This window comes from Chryseobacterium sp. KACC 21268 (assembly GCA_028736075.1).
Taxonomy (GTDB): domain Bacteria; phylum Bacteroidota; class Bacteroidia; order Flavobacteriales; family Weeksellaceae; genus Epilithonimonas.
In genome coordinates this window covers 461,854-478,777 of sequence record CP117875.1, presented here as the reverse complement: position 1 = coordinate 478,777, position 16,924 = coordinate 461,854, and the positions used below count along the sequence as shown (strand labels likewise).

The window sequence follows — 16,924 nt, the reverse complement described above, 5'->3', positions numbered from 1 at the left end:
CATAAAAGGTAGAAAAGTCTTAATTTTATTAAAAGCTCAAATAAAGAAATTGTTTTAAAAGTTGTCTTGTTGCTCTTATGAATGTTTTAATTTTTCATTTTCTTTTGTGACTTTTGTGGTTCAACGACTTTAAAAGAAAAAAGGCATTTAAAGTTGGAACGGTTTTTAGTAATCAATTAGTTAGAAAAAATTAGATGAAAAAAACTTTAAAAGTTACCGGAATCGTTCTGGGAAGTATTTTGCTTCTCATCCTGATAGTGAACGTTGGATTCACGCTTTGGCTCAAGTATCAGCTTCCGGATTACATCAAGAACAAAACACCTTACGCCATTACCTACAAAACTTTGAATGTCGAGATTCTCAGCGGAAGTATTTCGGCAGACGATATTTTAATTAAATCCAAAAATCCGAATGACAAAAAAGTCCTGGCGATTGATGGCTTTGTTGATGGTTTGAATGTCAGTAGATTAGGTATTATTGATTTAATCAAAAATAAAAAAATCAATACCAATTCCATTAGATTGACGAATCCACGTCTCAAAATCAGATTGGCGCAAAAGAAAACCAAAGATTCCGCAAAAGAACCAATGCCGTTTCTCATCCGAAATATTGACATCACCAAAGGAAACATCGATGTTATAAATTCGGATGACTCAAGGGCTTTTTCAGCTAAAAACCTCAATCTCGAAATCAAGAATCTTAGCTTGAATGATAATCCGAACGAACTGCCTTTTGCACTGGATAGTTACAAGATTACCGCGAGAGATTTCTTCGCCAAAATAAGTGATGTTTATACAATTAATTCTAGCGATGTTAAAACCAATAATGGCCAATTGGAAATTAATGATTTTGAGTTGAAATCGATTTTGGACTTTAAAGATTGGGAGAAAAGTTTTACGAAACAAAAAAGTCTTTTCAGCATCAAAAGCAAGAAAATTTCCTTCAATGATTTGGTTTTTGATAAGACGAAACTGAATTTGAAAAATGCGCAGTTCATCAATCCGGAATTTGTGATTCAAAATCGTGATGCGAAAATCATTAAGCCAAAAAATACAAAGAAAAATAGCATCGATTTGAATTTTGCCAATATTGATATTAAAAATGGAACCTTATCAATGTTGAAATCCAACGGCGAAAAATCACTTTCATTAGCAAAATTTGATGCGAATGTGAAAGAATTTTTGATGGACGATGAAACTTCGAAAAATAAATTGCCTTTCAAATTCAAAGATTATAAAATTGTTGGAAACACATTTTTCTACGATTCTGGGAAATATTACAATCTCAGTTTGTCAAGCTTCAATATATCTTCGCAATCGATTGATTTGATGAATTTTAAAATGATTCCCAAAATGTCGCGCGCTGAGTTTGTGAGAACAATTCCGATGGAAGATGACCAATTCAATATCTCAGCGAACAGGATTCAACTTTCCGGCGTAGATTGGACTTTTGAAAAAGAACTCGACCTTCATTTGAAATCCGCAAAACTTCACAACGTGGACGCCAATATTTTCCGAAGCAAAATCCCGAAAGACAATCCGAAAGAAAAGTTGCTCTATTCCAAAGTTCTTAGAAATATAAAATTTCCTTTAGTTGTTGACAATCTGAATCTTATAAACTCACAATTGGTTTATGAAGAAGACAAGCCAGACAACAACGGCCCTGGAAAAGTATTTTTTACGAATTTCAATTTGAATGTCAAAAATCTTAATTCTAATAAAAAGAAAGGCGCCAATTCGAAAGTTCCGATTGTCATCAATTGTAATTTTATGGGCGTTTCTCCAATGAAGGTGAATTGGAACTTTGATACATCAGATTTGCGAGACAATTTTACAATCGGTGGCTACATCAATGATTTGCCGGCCAATGACATCAATCCATTCATCAAACCTTATATGAATATCACCGCAACTGGAACGATTACGAGTCTCAATTATAATTTCAAAGGGAACAATGATATTATGAATGGGAAATTCAAGATCACACATAAAGATTTGAAAGTGGCGCTAATCGATAAAGAGACCAAGGAGAAAAAGAAATTCCTCTCTGGCGTTGCCAATCTGTTTGTGAAGAAGGATTCTCAGAAATTCCCGGAATCTGTCGACATCTATGTTGAACGGAACAAGGAACGATCGTTCTTCAACTTCTACTGGAAAGGCATTGAGGATGGACTCAAGAAAACTTTGCTAATCATCAAGATCTAAAAAAACAAAGCCTCGTCTTTTGAGAGACGAGGCTTCTATAAAAAAACTAAAAAAGGAATTATTTAGAAATCAAATTCTTCTTTTTGTTCGTCTTCTTCTATTTTCTTCAAAAAGTCATCGAATTCCGGACCGCTGTAGTTGCTGTTGGCGCCATATGAATCGATGATCATCGCTTGGTTGCCGTACACGTCCTGCAAAAGGTACAGAGCCACGTTATCGCCTGGATCACTTGCACCTTCGAATCTGTACGTTCGGATGATCTTCAGGTCTTCAGGTTTGTATACAATTCCCTCGTCGCGCAACACAAATTTTTTATCCTCATTCATTAGAATTTCTTTGGTGATGCCTTTTTGTCTTAGTTTTTCCATCACTTCGGAAAGTGTAAGCATTGGTTTCGGATTATTCATAATGATATTTTTTATTGATGATAAACTTTAATCAAATCACGAACCAAAAAAAAGACCTTACAAAATTTGTAAAGCCTTAAAAAAATAAAAGTTATGAAAAATTAAATTATCCTTCTCTTCAAAAGATCGAGATAAATTACTTTTTAGCCTTGTAACGCTTGTCTGGCGTTCCGTCCTTTTTCAGGGTTTTGGCGGCTTTGTATCGTTTGTCCGGTGTTCCGTCTTTTTTCAGTTTGACGTCTGGCGTGTTTGCTACTTTTGCAGCTTTTGCTTCTACGGATGTTTTAGAAGTTTTCGCTTTGACCTCTGTCTTCGTTGCTTTCGCTGCTGGTGTTGTTTGTGCTGATGCTACTCCTAGTCCGAAAGTAAGCAGCAATGTTGCTAAAAGATTTTTCATTTTGAGTTGTTTATGTTTTTTGATGAGACAAATTTATAGTAATAATTGATTAAAAATGAGAAATATAAAACTTTAACCAGAAATTATAAAAGCTTAAAATCTCCTTAAAAATTAAAGCGATAGGCCAGACTGATGTTCAGTAATGTCGCTTTGGAATAGTACTTCGCAACATCCGGATTTTGATTTCCGATTTTAGAATTATAGAAATTCAGCTTTGCACCGAAAACCACTTCTTGGAAACCTTCTGCATCCAAAACGTAAATGGCCTTTGCGCCAAGATTCAGTCCGCCATTGCCTTCGCGGAAGTCGCCAGAGTTGTCCAGATAAGGACTTTTCATTCTGTATGTGCTATAGCCAAGGATTTCCTCAATAAAAAATTCTTCTGAGATTTTATCTTTATGGAAAACGTACCAGTCAAAATTACTCAGCGATGGTGCACCTAGATAACCAAACTTGTCGCGGTCTTTGATGGTTGCAAGAAAATAAGTGTATTCCACGCCCAATCCAAAATTTTTATAAAGATTGGTATTAAGACCTAGTCCGAAACCATAAAAATATCCAAAGGCATCGCTCAGGAAATTGTTGCCCAGCGAGGTCATTATTTTCACGTGTGGATCTACAGAAAACTTTACTTGCTCTGTCCAATCCTGCTTTCTCCGTTGTGCAGAAACCGAAATCGAAAAAACGACGATGAAAAATAAAATAGATTTTTTTATCATTTCAAAGTAATATCATTAAAAATAATATAAGTCACACCATCCGGAATCTCGATACTGAGGGAATCTGCGGAGATTTTGCAACCTGCCGTTTCTGTGGAGAATGATTTGATTTTGAAATTTTTCAGTTGCAGTTTGTATGCACCTTTGTTGTATGGCCCAGCTAAAACGAAACTTCCACTTTCTTTCGGGTAGCTCTCTGCAATTATTTTTTTATCGACGACCAGATGAATCGGATTCTGAAGAAATTCTCCATCCGAATACGTGATCTTACCTTCCACATAGGCGCGGAAAATATTCGCATCGTCGTCTTTGCATTGGGTCAAGAGAATCGACATCAAGCAAAAAACGGATAATATTTTAAAGGTAAATTTCAAAGTATAGTTTATTATAAAACGCAAAATTAACGAATTATGATATTTATTACCGGATAAAAATATTTTTAATTTAAATAGATCCTCACGCCAACATTGAGATTCAGCAACGGCGCTCTGGAGTAATAGCGGTCAATTGCTCTTTCTTCGAACTTGACTTCGGAGTCGAAGAAATAGATTTTTGGAGACGCGTAGATTTCCACCATTTTTGCTTTTGGAAAGTTGTAGGAAAGTTCAGTTCCCAATAGAAATGCGCTTGCGTTTTCTGTATAATTATTTGAAAAATAATCAGATCGGCTCGTCAATGCCATATAACTGTATCCAATTTGACCTTCGATATTAAAGGCTTCTGTAAAAGGATATTTGTAAAGAAAATAGGTTGTGAAGTTGGTCAGTTTCGGACTTTCCAATTCTCCGAAGACGCTTTTGTCTTTTACTTCGGTAAAGGCTCGGCTGAGTTCAATGCCAAATCCCATATTATTTTTGAAGACGGTTTGAAAGTTCAGACCAACGCCTGTAAAATTTTCCACGCCATCTTTCAGATAATTGTTACCCATCGGAAAAACGCCTACAGCATTGACGCCTAAAGTGAATTTTGGTTTTTGGGCAAATGAAAAAAGGCAGAATAGAAATGCGGATAATAATAGAATTTTTCTCATTATTCAATTGTGATGTTAGTAAATTTAACGTAATTCCGACCTTCTGGAAAGACGATGGAAAGTGAATCGTAACTCAAAACGCAACCTGCGCGGTCTGCAGAGAAACTGAGGATTTTTTTGTTCAGGACCAGTTCTGTTTCGGACGTCGCATCGGGTCCGCCCAATCGGAAAGAGCCGTCATTTCCCGTCGTGGTTTTCGAAAGGATGTAATAGGAATTTTCCAAACTCACCGGAAGATTACTCACAGATTGACTTTGGGACGTGATTTTCCCCTCTGCAAAAACTCTGGAATTATCTACGTAATCTTGTCCGCAACTCACAAACGAAAGTAGTGTAATGAGCGCAATAGAACCAAAATTGAAATTTGATTTCATAGGTTAATTTTTTACGAATTTAACGTTTTTTCATTCACAAAATCACGGAGATGGATTAATTGTTGAATATTTAAATTTCGTATTTTTGCAAAGAATTACGATTCCGGGAACAAGCTCGGAATCGTTTTCCTGTTTACACATATTTCAGAATGGAATTAAAAAAAATCAATGAAAATCTGCTTCCCGATTTGCTTAAGAAAGAGTTTGGAAGTGAGATTTTTTCACAATTAGATAGCAATCAACATATTTCTGTGAAAGGAAGCGCAGGTTCGGCGGTTTCTATTTTCACGGCAGAATTGTTTCTGGCGCACAAAAAGAATATTCTTTATATTGTCGATGACAAGGAAGATGCGCTTTATGTGAACTCAGAAATGGAAGATCTGCTTGGGAAAGAAAATATACTTTATTTTCCGGCGACGCATTTGGAACCTTACCAAGTAGAGAAAACGCAGAATGCCAATTTGGTTTTGAGAACTGAGGTCATCAATAAAATAAATTCTGGAAAATCTCCGAAAGTCATCGTGGCCTACGTTGGTGCATTGTCGGAGAAAGTGTTGAAGAAGGAAGATTTCAAAGCGATTTCTCACCAGATTAAAGTCGGCGATCAGTTGGATTTTGATTTTGTGGATGAGTTGCTGAATCATTACCAATTCAACCAAACAGATTTTGTTTCCGAGCCGGGAGAATTCTCTGTTCGTGGTGGAATTGTCGATGTTTTTTCTTTCTCTAATGAAAAGCCTTTCCGGATCACATTTTTTGGTAATGAGGTGGAAAGCATCAAAACATTTGATATCGAATCTCAACTTTCATTGGACAAGATCACGGAATTCCAGTTGGTCTCCAATATGAATTTTTCGGTTTCCGGGAACAAGGTTTCGTTCTTCGAATTGCTTTCTAATGACAGTTTGATCGTATCGAAGAATCTATTTCTCGGCGTTAAGAAAGTCAAAGATTTTTATGAAAAATCGTTTGAGAAATTTGAAACATTAAGCAAAGAGATCAGTCATAGAAAGCCGGAAGAATTGTTTATTTCCGAAAATGAATTCAAGAATAAACTAATCAAGTTCAAAACCATCGATTTCAGTTCGCACCCATTTGAACTTCCGAAGATCAAAACGCTGGAACTTAACCAAACACAACAGCCAAGTTTCCACAAAAATTTCGAATTGTTAATCGATGACCTTCAGGAAAAACAAATTCTCGGCTTTGACACGTGGATCTCTTTCTCATCAGAAAAACAAAGAGAAAGATTGCAGTCTATCTTTGAAGAATTGGGACATCAGATTCCATTTAAAAGTTTCAGATCCGAACTTCATCAGGGTTTTGTGGATCTGGAACATAAACTTCTGGTTTACACAGATCATCAGATTTTCGACCGTTATCAACGTTACAAATCCAAAGACACGTTTGCCAAATCCGAACAGCTGACTTTAAAAGATCTAATGTCTTTGAAAGTGGGCGATTACATTGCGCATATCGATCACGGGATTGGGAAATTTATGGGTTTGGTGAAGGTCAATAACGATGGGAAGATCCAGGAATGTTTCAAACTGACCTATAAAAATGGCGACCTGCTTTATGTAAGTATCCATTCCCTTCATAAAATTTCAAAATATAACGGACCAGACGGAAAGGAAATTGTCCTCAGCAAACTCGGTTCGCCAGCGTGGAAATCATTAAAACAAAAAACAAAAGCGAGGGTCAAGCAGATCGCGTTTGATTTAATAAAACTTTACGCGCAACGAAAAACCGCAAAAGGCTTCCAATATTCGCCGGATTCTTATCTTCAAAATGAGTTGGAAGCGAGTTTCCTTTACGAAGACACGCCGGATCAGGAAAAAGCGACCTTCGATGTCAAACGCGATATGGAGGATGAAGGCGTAATGGACCGTTTGATCTGTGGCGACGTAGGATTCGGGAAAACGGAAATTGCGATCCGTGCGGCCTTCAAAGCGGCGACGGACAGCAAGCAAGTAGCGATTTTGGTTCCAACGACGATTTTGGCATTCCAACATTACAGAAGTTTCAAAGAACGATTGAAAGATTTTCCGGTCAATATTTCTTATTTGAATAGATTCAGAACGGCAAAACAGAAATCCGAAACCTTGGCTGGATTGAAAGATGGAAAAGTGGATATCGTAATCGGAACGCATCAATTGGCTTCAGAGAAAGTTAAATTCAAGAATTTAGGTTTGTTGATCATTGATGAAGAGCATAAATTCGGCGTTTCGGTAAAAGATAAACTGAAGACGATGAAAACCAATGTTGATACGTTGACATTGACGGCAACACCGATTCCGAGGACTTTGCAATTTTCATTGATGGCTGCACGAGATCTTTCGGTCATCAAAACACCACCGCCAAACCGTCAGCCTGTTGATACGAGTATTATTGGTTTTAGCGAAGAAGTCATCCGTGATGCGGTTTCGTATGAACTTCAGCGTGACGGACAGGTTTATTTCATCAATAATAGAATTGAAAATCTGAAAGATATTGCAGGATTGATCCAAAGACTGGTTCCAGACGCAAAAGTTGTGATCGGCCACGGGCAGATGGAAGGCAAACAATTGGAGCAAAACGTCCTCGATTTTATGAATGGAAAATATGACGTTCTGGTCGCTACAACCATCATCGAAAGTGGAGTTGACGTTCCGAATGCGAATACAATTTTCATAAATGATGCTCACCGTTTTGGAATGGCGGATGTTCACCAAATGCGTGGACGAGTTGGGCGAAGCAACAGGAAAGCGTTTTGCTATCTCATCACGCCGCCGTTTGATATGATGACTTCCGATGCGAGAAAAAGATTGGAAGCAATTGAGCAATTTTCTGATCTTGGAAGTGGATTTCAGATTGCGATGAAGGATCTGGAGATTCGTGGTGCGGGCGATTTGTTGGGAGCGGAACAAAGTGGTTTCATCAACGAAATGGGATTTGAAACGTATCAGAAAATGATGCAGGAAGCTTTGGAGGAATTGAAAGATGATGAGGATTTTGAAAATCTTTTCGAGAATGAGGAAGATCGTCAGAAATTATTCAAATCGACGAAGGAAGTGAATATCGATACAGATCTGGAGTTGATGTTGCCGGATCATTATGTGAGTTCGACCGAGGAAAGATTGTCATTATACCAAAAATTAGCTGAGATCAATAATGCGATCGACCTTGCAAACTTCGAAAATGAATTGAAAGATAGATTCGGAGAATTGCCAGATGAAGCCATCAATCTTCTAAAATCTGTGGAGCTGAAATGGCTGGCCGCGGAAATTGGATTTGATAAATTGGTGGTGAAAAACAAAGTGTTCCTCGGTTATTTCCCTGCGAATCCTCAGGACAAATTCTATCAAAGCGACAAATTCAAAAAAATAATTGCCTACCTCACACAAAATCCGAAGGAAGCGACGTTAAAAGAAAAGAACAACCAGCTGATGATGCGGAAAGACAACGTGAAAAATGTGGATGAGGTGAATCTGGTTTTGAATAGGATTTTGGCTTAAAGGATTTATTTTAAAAAGTTAACTTTGCAAACAGAAAATCAAACAATGAAAAATATTATATATTATCTCTCTATCATATTTGGAATTTTTACACTGGCATCTTGCAGTCCCAGCCAAGATGAATCTGGCGATTTTCTGAATGGAGTAGAGTATGACTTCAATCCCAATAATGGCAGTACAAATCCAACGATTAAAAATATTAAGAAAGTCACATCCATCGATAGTGGAGGCGATAAAGTGGTTGCAACATACAATTATACAAGCAATAAACTTACAAGCGTAACGGCGGATGACAATTCTTTTAAGTACACTTTAACTTATGCTGCAGACCAGATCAGCAAAGTAGATTACGAGTCTGTAGATGATTTCTCCGGAGATAGAACAGTTAACAGCCAAGATTTGACCTATACTTCGGGTAAACTTACATCGTCCAAAGGGATTAATAAGGTAAATGGAACAATAGTTTATAACTCGACAACAACTTACGAGTACTCTTCTGATAAGATCAAAAGCATCGTTACAAAGGTAAAAGACGAGACCAATACAAGCGAATTGTTTACAATAAAGACAGATTACACCTTCAGTGGCAGCAATGTCAGTGGGATGAAGTACACAGTTTCTACGGTGCCTGGACCAGTGACAATTGATCCCATTGTAATCACAACAGCATTCAGTAATTATGACACTTACAAAAATCCTCTGAATAGCTTGCCAATGGCTTTCAAATTGGTAAGTTCTCATTTTGACCTGGAAAATAATGTGGGAAGCGGGCTGTCCATCAACAATGCAAAAACAATGAAGGCTACAACCAACACGGAGTCCATTACTGCTGATCTAAAATTTGCCTACGATACAGATGGATATCCGATTGTTGGAACTTCTGATCAGGGATCTGTAGCTTTTGAATATGTAAAATAATTTTTAAAGATGAAGTATCTCATTGTCGGTATTGGCAACAAAGGGGAAGAGTATGCGGAAACGCGTCATAATATCGGTTTCAAAGTAGCAGAGAAAATTGCAGAGAAGATAGAAGCGCCTTTCAAATCTTCAAATTTTGGACTACTCGCAGAAGGCAAATACAAAGGCAGGAAAGTCTTTGTCCTCAAACCAGACACTTACGTGAATCTCTCGGGTAATGCAGTAAAATTCTGGATGCAAAAAGAGAATATTCCTTTAGAAAATATTTTAATTATTACTGATGATCTCGCACTGCCATTCGGTTCTCTTAGGATGAAAATGAAAGGCTCTGACGCTGGTCACAATGGATTGAAAAGTATCCAGTCACAACTCAATACCCCAAACTACCCAAGATTGAGATTTGGAATTTCTGCAGAATTCTCTGAGGGAAAGCAAGCAGATTACGTTCTCGGAAAATGGAACGATGAGGAAAAAGAAAAACTTTCCGAAAGAATCGAAAAGTTTTCCCAAGCCTGTTTATCTTTTGTCTTTGCAGGCATCCAAAATACGATGACCGCTTTCAACGGAAAATAATATTAGTCCTTTATAAATTTGGCAGAAGTAGATGTTCCATCCTGGAAATCAACTTTGATAACGTATTCCCCAGCTTTCAATTTCTTTTCATCTAAAATTGCTTTAGTCGAAGTCTGGATCAGCTTCCCTTCTGAGGTATAAACCTGAGATTTCTTGAGTTTCTTACTTTCATAAGTTGCTGTCACTTGATTTTCAGATGATTTGGCTGTTCCACTGACATCCTGTGAAACTACATTGTTTGAGTTTATAAGATCTTTGGATGATGCTTTCGGCTCTGTGGTAGCGGTTTGAGCGAACGCAAAGGAAGATGCGCCCAACAGGAAGAATAATTTTTTCATCAATGTATGTTTTTGCAAAGGTATCATAACAAAATGGATTCCAAAAATAGATTATTGTGGAAAACATAAGAATTTTATATCCTTTAATATCCTGTGTTTCGTTTCTGGCAGGGAAATAAGCAAGCCGGATAAAATAAATTACCCGGCCTGCAAACCTAATTAATTGTATAAAGAAAAAATATTTTTTAGATCCAAGTGACCACACCGGTCTCAACATCGTAGTTGGCTCCTACGATCTTGATCTTGCCGTCTTCTTCCATCTTTTTAAGCGTAGAACTTTTGGTACGGATGTCTTCAATAGCATTTTTTACATTGCTTTGATTCAGTCTTTCCAATAGGTCTTCGTTTTTAGAAGATCGCTCTTCACCGTCAGTGATGATATCTTTGATGATGTGATCAAAGTGGTCGATCAAATGGTTCAGGTTGTCCATTCCAAGACCTTGGATCGCTGCTGCGTCCAATCCGCCCTTCAATGCGCCACATTTGGTGTGACCTAGAACGACAACCAGTTTGGAACCGGCCACGTTGCAACCAAATTCCATAGAACCAAGAATGTCCTGATTTACAAAGTTACCAGCAATTCTCACGCTGAAAATATCGCCCAGTCCCTGATCAAAGATCAATTCGGCAGATGTACGGCTGTCGATACAGCTCAAAACTACAGCAAATGGCCATTGTCCCGCACGCGTGTCATTGACCTGAGACAAAAGATCTCTGTTCGCTTTCAGATTTTTAACGAATCTTTCGTTTCCTTCTTTTAGGATTTCAAGCGCTTTGTCAGGAGTAATGGTCGTTTGTGTTTCGAATGTATGTGCTTTCATATTTTAAATGTTTAAAAAGTATTAATGTTAATGATTGTGCAATTTTTACATTGCTCTTTTGTGGTTGACGATGACGTGCGAATCTTGATCGCTCGCATAGTCTCTGTAAGATGTTTTGAAGCCAAGCAATTCGACTTCTATGTCTTCTTCCTTCGCTCTCACATTGGCAAAATCCTGGATCATCTCCAGAACATCTGTTGTGATGTACGAGGTTGTTTTTGCATCAATGATGACTTTGGAGCCAGATTTTACGTTCTTCAAAGTTTTCTTGATGGCTGCTTTGTTCAGGAAGGAAACTTCCTCTGCCAATTTTATCGTGATCTCATCTGCATCGTCCAAAGTGGCTTTGTTCAGATAATAAGCGCGCTTCATATTTCCTTGAAGAATGTAGAATACTGATATCAATAATCCAATTCCCACACCTTTCAAAAGATCGGTGAAGACCACGGCCAAAACGGTTGCTACAAACGGAATGAACTGATATTTCCCATTGTGCCAGAAATGTTTGAAGGTTGCTGGTTTTGCCAATTTATATCCTACCAAGATTAATACCGCTGCCAAAGTTGCCAATGGAATTAGATTTAATATCACCGGGATCGACAAAACACAGATCAGCAACAAAACACCGTGAATGATGGCTGAAGCTTTGGTAGTTGCTCCAGCATTAGCATTAGCGGAACTTCTTACCACTACAGACGTCATCGGCAATCCACCAATGAAAGAGCTGATGAGGTTTCCAATGCCTTGCGCTTTCAATTCCAAATTGGTATCGGTAATCCTTCTTCTTACATCCAATCTGTCTGAAGCTTCAATACAAAGCAAGGTTTCGATAGATGCTACAATTGCGATGGTGGCACCTGCGATCCAAACTTTAGGATTCGTAAATCCATTGAAATCTGGAAACGTGATCAGGTTTTTGAAGTCTTCCAATGAACTTGGCGTTGGCAAAGTCACCAAATGTTTTTCAGAAATTGCCAAAGAACTTCCAGACATTTTGAAAAATTCATTCAGTAGAATTCCCGCAATGACGGCAACCAGTGCGCCAGGTAAAAGTTTTATTCTTTTCAGAAAAGTAATATGGTCCCAAGCCAGCAAAATTGCTACAGAAACCAAGGTTACAACGATTGCTCCCGGATGGATCGCTCCAAATAATTCTGAGAAATATCCGAAATTAAGTCCTTTATCAAAAATAGATTCGTGGCCTTCATAATCACTGTCAAATCCTAAGGCGTGCGGAATTTGTTTCAGAATAATGATGATTCCGATACCAGCCAACATTCCTTCAATCACATTATTCGGAAAGTAATTTGAGATACTTCCTGCCCGGACAAATCCTAAAATTAACTGTAGAATTCCCGCAATGATCCCTGCGCAAAGAAATAATTCAAATGCACCCAGGTCTGTGATGGCAACCAAAACGATGGCCGTCAAACCAGCAGCCGGACCAGAAACGGAGATGTTGGAATTACTAATGAGTCCGACAACAATCCCGCCAACAATCCCAGCAATGATCCCAGATAATGGCGGCGCTCCTGATGCCAAAGCAATCCCAAGACAAAGCGGCAGTGCCACAAGAAAAACTACAAGACCGGAAGGAAAATTCTCTTTGATCCCTCCAATCAAAGATTTTGATTTTTGCATAATGATATGGCAGAAGTCATTGATAATGAATACCAATTATTCTAAAAAAGTGTTGATTGACTTAATACAGAACAAAGCCTACTGTTATCAAAAACAGCAAACAAGAATAACGTTTATAGAAAAACGCAAACGAATTAAGCTTCCGGTGGAGGAGAAAATATACTCAGATAAGGGGAAAAGTAAATATTTGTTTCCCAATTTGGAGTCAGTTTTTTTTGAGGAACAACTTCACAAAACTTAAGGAAATCGTGGATGTCCAAAGTTTTAGGAATAGTTTTTTCGTAAAGTACAAAAGTGTTGGCATGGGTTTCTTCCTCGTTGACTATAACATTGGTTCTCGGTAGTTCCCAACCAAACATAGCGGCAATCCCAGGAAGCGCCGTAAAGTTTAGAAAAACCGTTAATATTATAATACTCCAATACTTCATATATAAATCTTAAATAAGATTTTTGTTGTTCTTTTTACTCATTACCCAATCAGAATCTGTCAGGTTATAGATTTTCTGGATATCTTTCAAGATTTTCTCAAAATCGATTTCCAGATCAATTATTTTTCCTGTTCTAAGGTCGAAAACCCAACCGTGAACAATAGGATATTCATCCAAGATATAACGTTCCTGAACGCAGGCCATTTTTATCACATTGATGCATTGCTCCTGAACATTCAGTTCCACAAGGCGATCATATTTTTTATCGGCATCCACAGAATCCAACTCTTCCTGATGAAGTCTGTAAACATCTCTGATATTTCTCAGCCAAGGATTCAAAAGTCCAAGATCCTGAGACGTCATTGCTGCTTTCACGCCTCCGCAATTGTAATGTCCACAGACGATAATGTGTTTTACCTTCAGATGTTCAACTGCGTATTGAATTACTGCTGTAGAACTCATATCCAAAGTGTTGACCACATTAGCAATGTTTCTGTGTACAAAAACTTCGCCTGGCCCTACGCCCATCAGTTCCTCTGCCGTTGCGCGGCTGTCTGAACATCCGATGTAGAGGTAATCCGGGTGTTGTGTTTTAGCCAGATCGTGGAAATAATTGGGATTGTCCGCTAACTTTCCTTCGACCCATTTTTTATTGTTTTCGAAAATACCTTCATAAGAGTTTGTCATAACAATAAAATTTGCTCATTTATGATTATTTGATTCGGCGTAGTTGTTTCTAAAAACTAATAGACCAAATCAATAATTACACAAAAATATAATTTAAAATTTAAAAACAATGAGATTTAACAAAGTTTAATATAGGAAAATATGATATCAAAGCGAGAAATAATAAAATTAATTAAACTTTATTGTTAATATAACCCTCGGTCGCATTCTGTTTTGAAGTGACGACTGCAGGATTTCCCAAAGCAATAGAATTATCTGGAATATCCATATTCACGTAAGCATTTGGACCGATAAGAACATTGTTGCCAATTGTTATATTGCCGACTATCACAGCGTTGGGACCAATCCAGACTTCGTTTCCGATGACGGGAACGCCTTCATTTTTTCCGCGGTTGGCCTGGGCGATGGTTACGCCTTGTGCGATATTGCAGTTTTTCCCAATCTTGGCTTTCGGATTGATGACGAGTGCGCCCCAATGGCCTAAATACAAACCTTCTCCAATCTGGGTTTCTGCATAGATCTGAAATCCGTATTTGATCTGATAATGTCGGAGAATCAGACGGTAGAATTTGCCTATTAATGATGACTTAGAATGTTTCTGAGCATTTCTGAACCAATAGATGTAATGAAGATTGGGACTGAAACATTTTTTCAGCATCTGAAAATGGGACAGATATTTTCCACTTTCTCGGTAGAAATCTTTTTGAAGAATAGAATAACTCATTGGTTAAAATTACAAATTATCAATGATTTCCATAATTTTATCGACAGAATTTTTCAAGTTAAAAGGCATCTCATAATGCTCAAGATTTTCCTGAAACGATTGAAATTTCTCGGGATTTTTCAATGCTCGCTTCATTCCTTCATAGATTCCTTCTTCAGAATTTTCTGTGATTAAGCCTAATTTTCCATTTTCCAGCATTTCTGTAACGCCAGAGACATCGGTCGCGAGAATATTCTTTTTTAATGTAATAGCTTCAAACAAAACAGTTGGATAGCCTTCATATCGAGAGCTTAAAATATAAAAATCAGCTGCTTTGAAGTAGGGATAAGGATTGTCTGTAAAACCAAACATTGTGGCGGTTTCATCAACTTTTAATTCTGATTTCAGTTTTTTCACATTTTCGAAATCATAACCGTCGCCAACAATTAATACTTTGTGTGGGAAACCTTCATCCAGAAGTCTTTTGTGAACTTTCAACAATCGGTCAAAACCTTTCTGAGGGAAAACAGTTCCGACAGAAACAAAAGTAGGAATTGCCTTGTCGAAGGTATAATTAAGAATTGGTTTTTCAGCTTTTGTAAGAATTTCGGTAGTGTCAAGTGGATTGTAAATTCTTACTATTTTCTTTTTTTCGGCTTCGGTTTTTGCTAAATCTAAAAATGTCTGCTGAATCTTGTCAGAAATGACCATTACTTTGTCATAATGGAAGAAGTGCCTGATCTTTTCATCTGTATAGCCACTGACCTGTGTAAGATCATTATGGATCCACATCAGTTTTTTGGAAGATTTCAAAGGACTGTTCAGTACTTCATCCTTGAAGCCGTGGATAGCAGCAAACTCAACATCGTAAACTTTGTTTTTGAGTTTTCGCTTATACAGAATTTTTGGATATTTTTTTAAAAGTTGCTGATAAACAACTCTGTATATTTTTCTTGGAATGTCTTTCGGGCGATTGGTAGTGATCATTTCGCCACGATTGAGGTACATCACATTGACCCAATCCGGAACATCCGTAAGATATTTCCCGGAATAAAGATTTAGTAGTAAATCAATTTCGTATTTGTCTCTTGGAAGGTTTTTGAGAAAGGTTACCAAAACTTTTTCTGCGCCGCCGTGACGCAGAGAACCAATTCTGATAAGTATTTTCTTCTTCAAAATTTAGAATTCTAAGATCCCAGCTCCCCAAGAATATCCTACACCAAAACCTGCCACCATTACTTTGAAGCCTTCTTTGATTTTATCTTGGTCCAAAGCTAATTTTAAAGCAATTGGAATACTTGCAGAAACCGTATTGCCAATATCCTTCATATCCAAAAAGAATTTTTCGTCTGGAATATTACACAGATTCTTCAGGTAATTCAGCATATAAGAACTGGCCTGGTGGAAAACGAAAAGATCGATATCCTCTAGTCTGAGTTTGTTTTTTTCGAGCGTTTCACTAATTAACGTTGGAATGTTTTCCAAAGCAAATGTGAAAATCTTTGGACCTTTCATAAAAAGAACAGGCTTTTCCGAAGTATTTCTGGAAGCGCCATTTTCTACAATTAGATTGTTGTATCCAGCACCATCTGTTCCCACAACATATTGGAAATCTGCCTTGGAGTCGTCTTTTTCTACAATGGTAACCGCGGCACCATCACCAAAGATGCTTCTGTTGGACTTGTCATTCTTATCCAAAAACTTGGTGTAAGTATCAGAAGTTACCAACAAAATATTTTTAGCTAAACCAATGGAAATGAGTCCTTTTGCTAGTGTTAAACCATATACAAAACCTGAACAGCCAAGATTAAAATCCAAAGCTCCAATGTTTTTCTGAAGTCCTAATTTGTCCTGTAAAATACAAGCCGTTGTCGGAAGAAAGTAGTCTGGACTTTGAGTACAGAAAAGAATAAAATCGATTTTATTTTTGTCATAATTCTTAAAAAGCTTTTCACAAGCTTCATAAGCAAGGTCGAGAGCTGTTTCAGATTCATCTGCAAAATGTCTGGATTCTACGCCGATTTTTGCTTTGATTTTTTCTGCATTCCACTCTGGGAATTCATTGGCAATGTCTTCGTTGGTCAGTATATTTTTGGGCAGATAGTATTCTATCGCTGCAATGTTAATCATATTAGCGTGGGGTAAATTTTTGCAAAGATAAGCATCTTAAAATAATGTTTTGCAAAG

Annotated in this window: 18 protein-coding genes; 4 read left to right on the top strand and 14 right to left on the bottom strand. The window is 37.5% G+C overall.

Annotated elements, in window-relative coordinates; genetic code table 11:
• Positions 1–194: 194 nt before the first annotated feature.
• Complete coding sequence (locus tag PQ459_02310; GenBank protein WDF47327.1) at positions 195–2,204, top strand: hypothetical protein; 2,010 nt, start codon at positions 195–197, stop codon at positions 2,202–2,204.
• Between the two features lie 62 nt (positions 2,205–2,266).
• On the opposite strand, the gene PQ459_02305 is transcribed toward PQ459_02310, so the two are convergent.
• From PQ459_02305 to PQ459_02280, 6 genes are all read right to left on the bottom strand, one after another.
• Positions 2,267–2,611, bottom strand: coding sequence for a hypothetical protein (locus PQ459_02305; GenBank protein ID WDF47326.1), 345 nt, complete (start codon positions 2,609–2,611; stop codon positions 2,267–2,269).
• Between the two features lie 136 nt (positions 2,612–2,747).
• The gene (locus PQ459_02300; GenBank protein ID WDF47325.1) at positions 2,748–3,008 is read right to left on the bottom strand and encodes a hypothetical protein; all 261 of its coding nucleotides are present in this window, start codon (positions 3,006–3,008) and stop codon (positions 2,748–2,750) included.
• A 104-nt stretch (positions 3,009–3,112) separates the two neighbouring features.
• Complete coding sequence (locus PQ459_02295; protein ID WDF47324.1) at positions 3,113–3,727, bottom strand: hypothetical protein; 615 nt, start codon at positions 3,725–3,727, stop codon at positions 3,113–3,115.
• Positions 3,724–4,062, bottom strand: coding sequence for a hypothetical protein (locus tag PQ459_02290; protein ID WDF47323.1), 339 nt, complete (start codon positions 4,060–4,062; stop codon positions 3,724–3,726). Before PQ459_02290 ends, PQ459_02295 begins: the two co-directional genes overlap by 4 nt.
• A gap of 104 nt (positions 4,063–4,166) precedes the next feature.
• Positions 4,167–4,757 (bottom strand): outer membrane beta-barrel protein, encoded by a 591-nt coding sequence (locus tag PQ459_02285; GenBank protein ID WDF47322.1) that lies wholly within the window; start codon positions 4,755–4,757, stop codon positions 4,167–4,169.
• Complete coding sequence (locus tag PQ459_02280; protein ID WDF47321.1) at positions 4,757–5,131, bottom strand: hypothetical protein; 375 nt, start codon at positions 5,129–5,131, stop codon at positions 4,757–4,759. Before PQ459_02280 ends, PQ459_02285 begins: the two co-directional genes overlap by 1 nt.
• A gap of 149 nt (positions 5,132–5,280) precedes the next feature.
• Here PQ459_02280 and mfd point away from each other — a divergent pair, with 149 nt between their 5' ends.
• From mfd to pth, 3 genes are read left to right on the top strand one after another with little or no spacing between them, the layout of a single operon-like run.
• Entirely contained in the window at positions 5,281–8,628 is a 3,348-nt protein-coding gene (mfd, locus tag PQ459_02275) for a transcription-repair coupling factor (protein WDF47320.1), read from the top strand.
• Between the two features lie 45 nt (positions 8,629–8,673).
• Complete coding sequence (locus PQ459_02270; protein ID WDF47319.1) at positions 8,674–9,546, top strand: hypothetical protein; 873 nt, start codon at positions 8,674–8,676, stop codon at positions 9,544–9,546.
• A gap of 9 nt (positions 9,547–9,555) precedes the next feature.
• On the top strand, positions 9,556–10,119 hold the full coding sequence (gene pth / locus PQ459_02265; protein ID WDF47318.1) for an aminoacyl-tRNA hydrolase: 564 nt from the start codon (positions 9,556–9,558) through the stop codon (positions 10,117–10,119).
• A 2-nt stretch (positions 10,120–10,121) separates the two neighbouring features.
• Here pth and PQ459_02260 read toward each other — a convergent pair whose 3' ends face one another.
• The 8 genes from PQ459_02260 to PQ459_02225 all read right to left on the bottom strand — a co-directional run bounded on the left by PQ459_02260 (position 10,122) and on the right by PQ459_02225 (position 16,867).
• Complete coding sequence (locus tag PQ459_02260; GenBank protein ID WDF47317.1) at positions 10,122–10,457, bottom strand: T9SS type A sorting domain-containing protein; 336 nt, start codon at positions 10,455–10,457, stop codon at positions 10,122–10,124.
• Positions 10,458–10,642: 185 nt separating this feature from the next.
• Positions 10,643–11,278 carry a carbonic anhydrase gene (locus PQ459_02255; GenBank protein ID WDF47316.1) on the bottom strand — a complete coding sequence of 212 codons (636 nt, stop codon included), beginning with the start codon at positions 11,276–11,278 and terminating at the stop codon, positions 10,643–10,645.
• A gap of 45 nt (positions 11,279–11,323) precedes the next feature.
• Complete coding sequence (locus PQ459_02250; protein WDF47315.1) at positions 11,324–12,919, bottom strand: SulP family inorganic anion transporter; 1,596 nt, start codon at positions 12,917–12,919, stop codon at positions 11,324–11,326.
• A gap of 134 nt (positions 12,920–13,053) precedes the next feature.
• Positions 13,054–13,347, bottom strand: a complete 294-nt coding sequence (locus PQ459_02245; GenBank protein ID WDF47314.1) for a hypothetical protein — start codon at positions 13,345–13,347, stop codon at positions 13,054–13,056.
• Positions 13,348–13,356: 9 nt separating this feature from the next.
• Entirely contained in the window at positions 13,357–14,034 is a 678-nt protein-coding gene (locus tag PQ459_02240; protein WDF47313.1) for a carbonic anhydrase, read from the bottom strand.
• Positions 14,035–14,206: 172 nt separating this feature from the next.
• Complete coding sequence (locus tag PQ459_02235) at positions 14,207–14,758, bottom strand: serine acetyltransferase (protein WDF47312.1); 552 nt, start codon at positions 14,756–14,758, stop codon at positions 14,207–14,209.
• 9 nt (positions 14,759–14,767) lie between these two features.
• On the bottom strand, positions 14,768–15,916 hold the full coding sequence (locus PQ459_02230) for a glycosyltransferase (GenBank protein ID WDF48679.1): 1,149 nt from the start codon (positions 15,914–15,916) through the stop codon (positions 14,768–14,770).
• Positions 15,917–16,867 carry a ketoacyl-ACP synthase III gene (locus PQ459_02225; GenBank protein WDF47311.1) on the bottom strand — a complete coding sequence of 317 codons (951 nt, stop codon included), beginning with the start codon at positions 16,865–16,867 and terminating at the stop codon, positions 15,917–15,919.
• Positions 16,868–16,924: the final 57 nt, after the last annotated feature.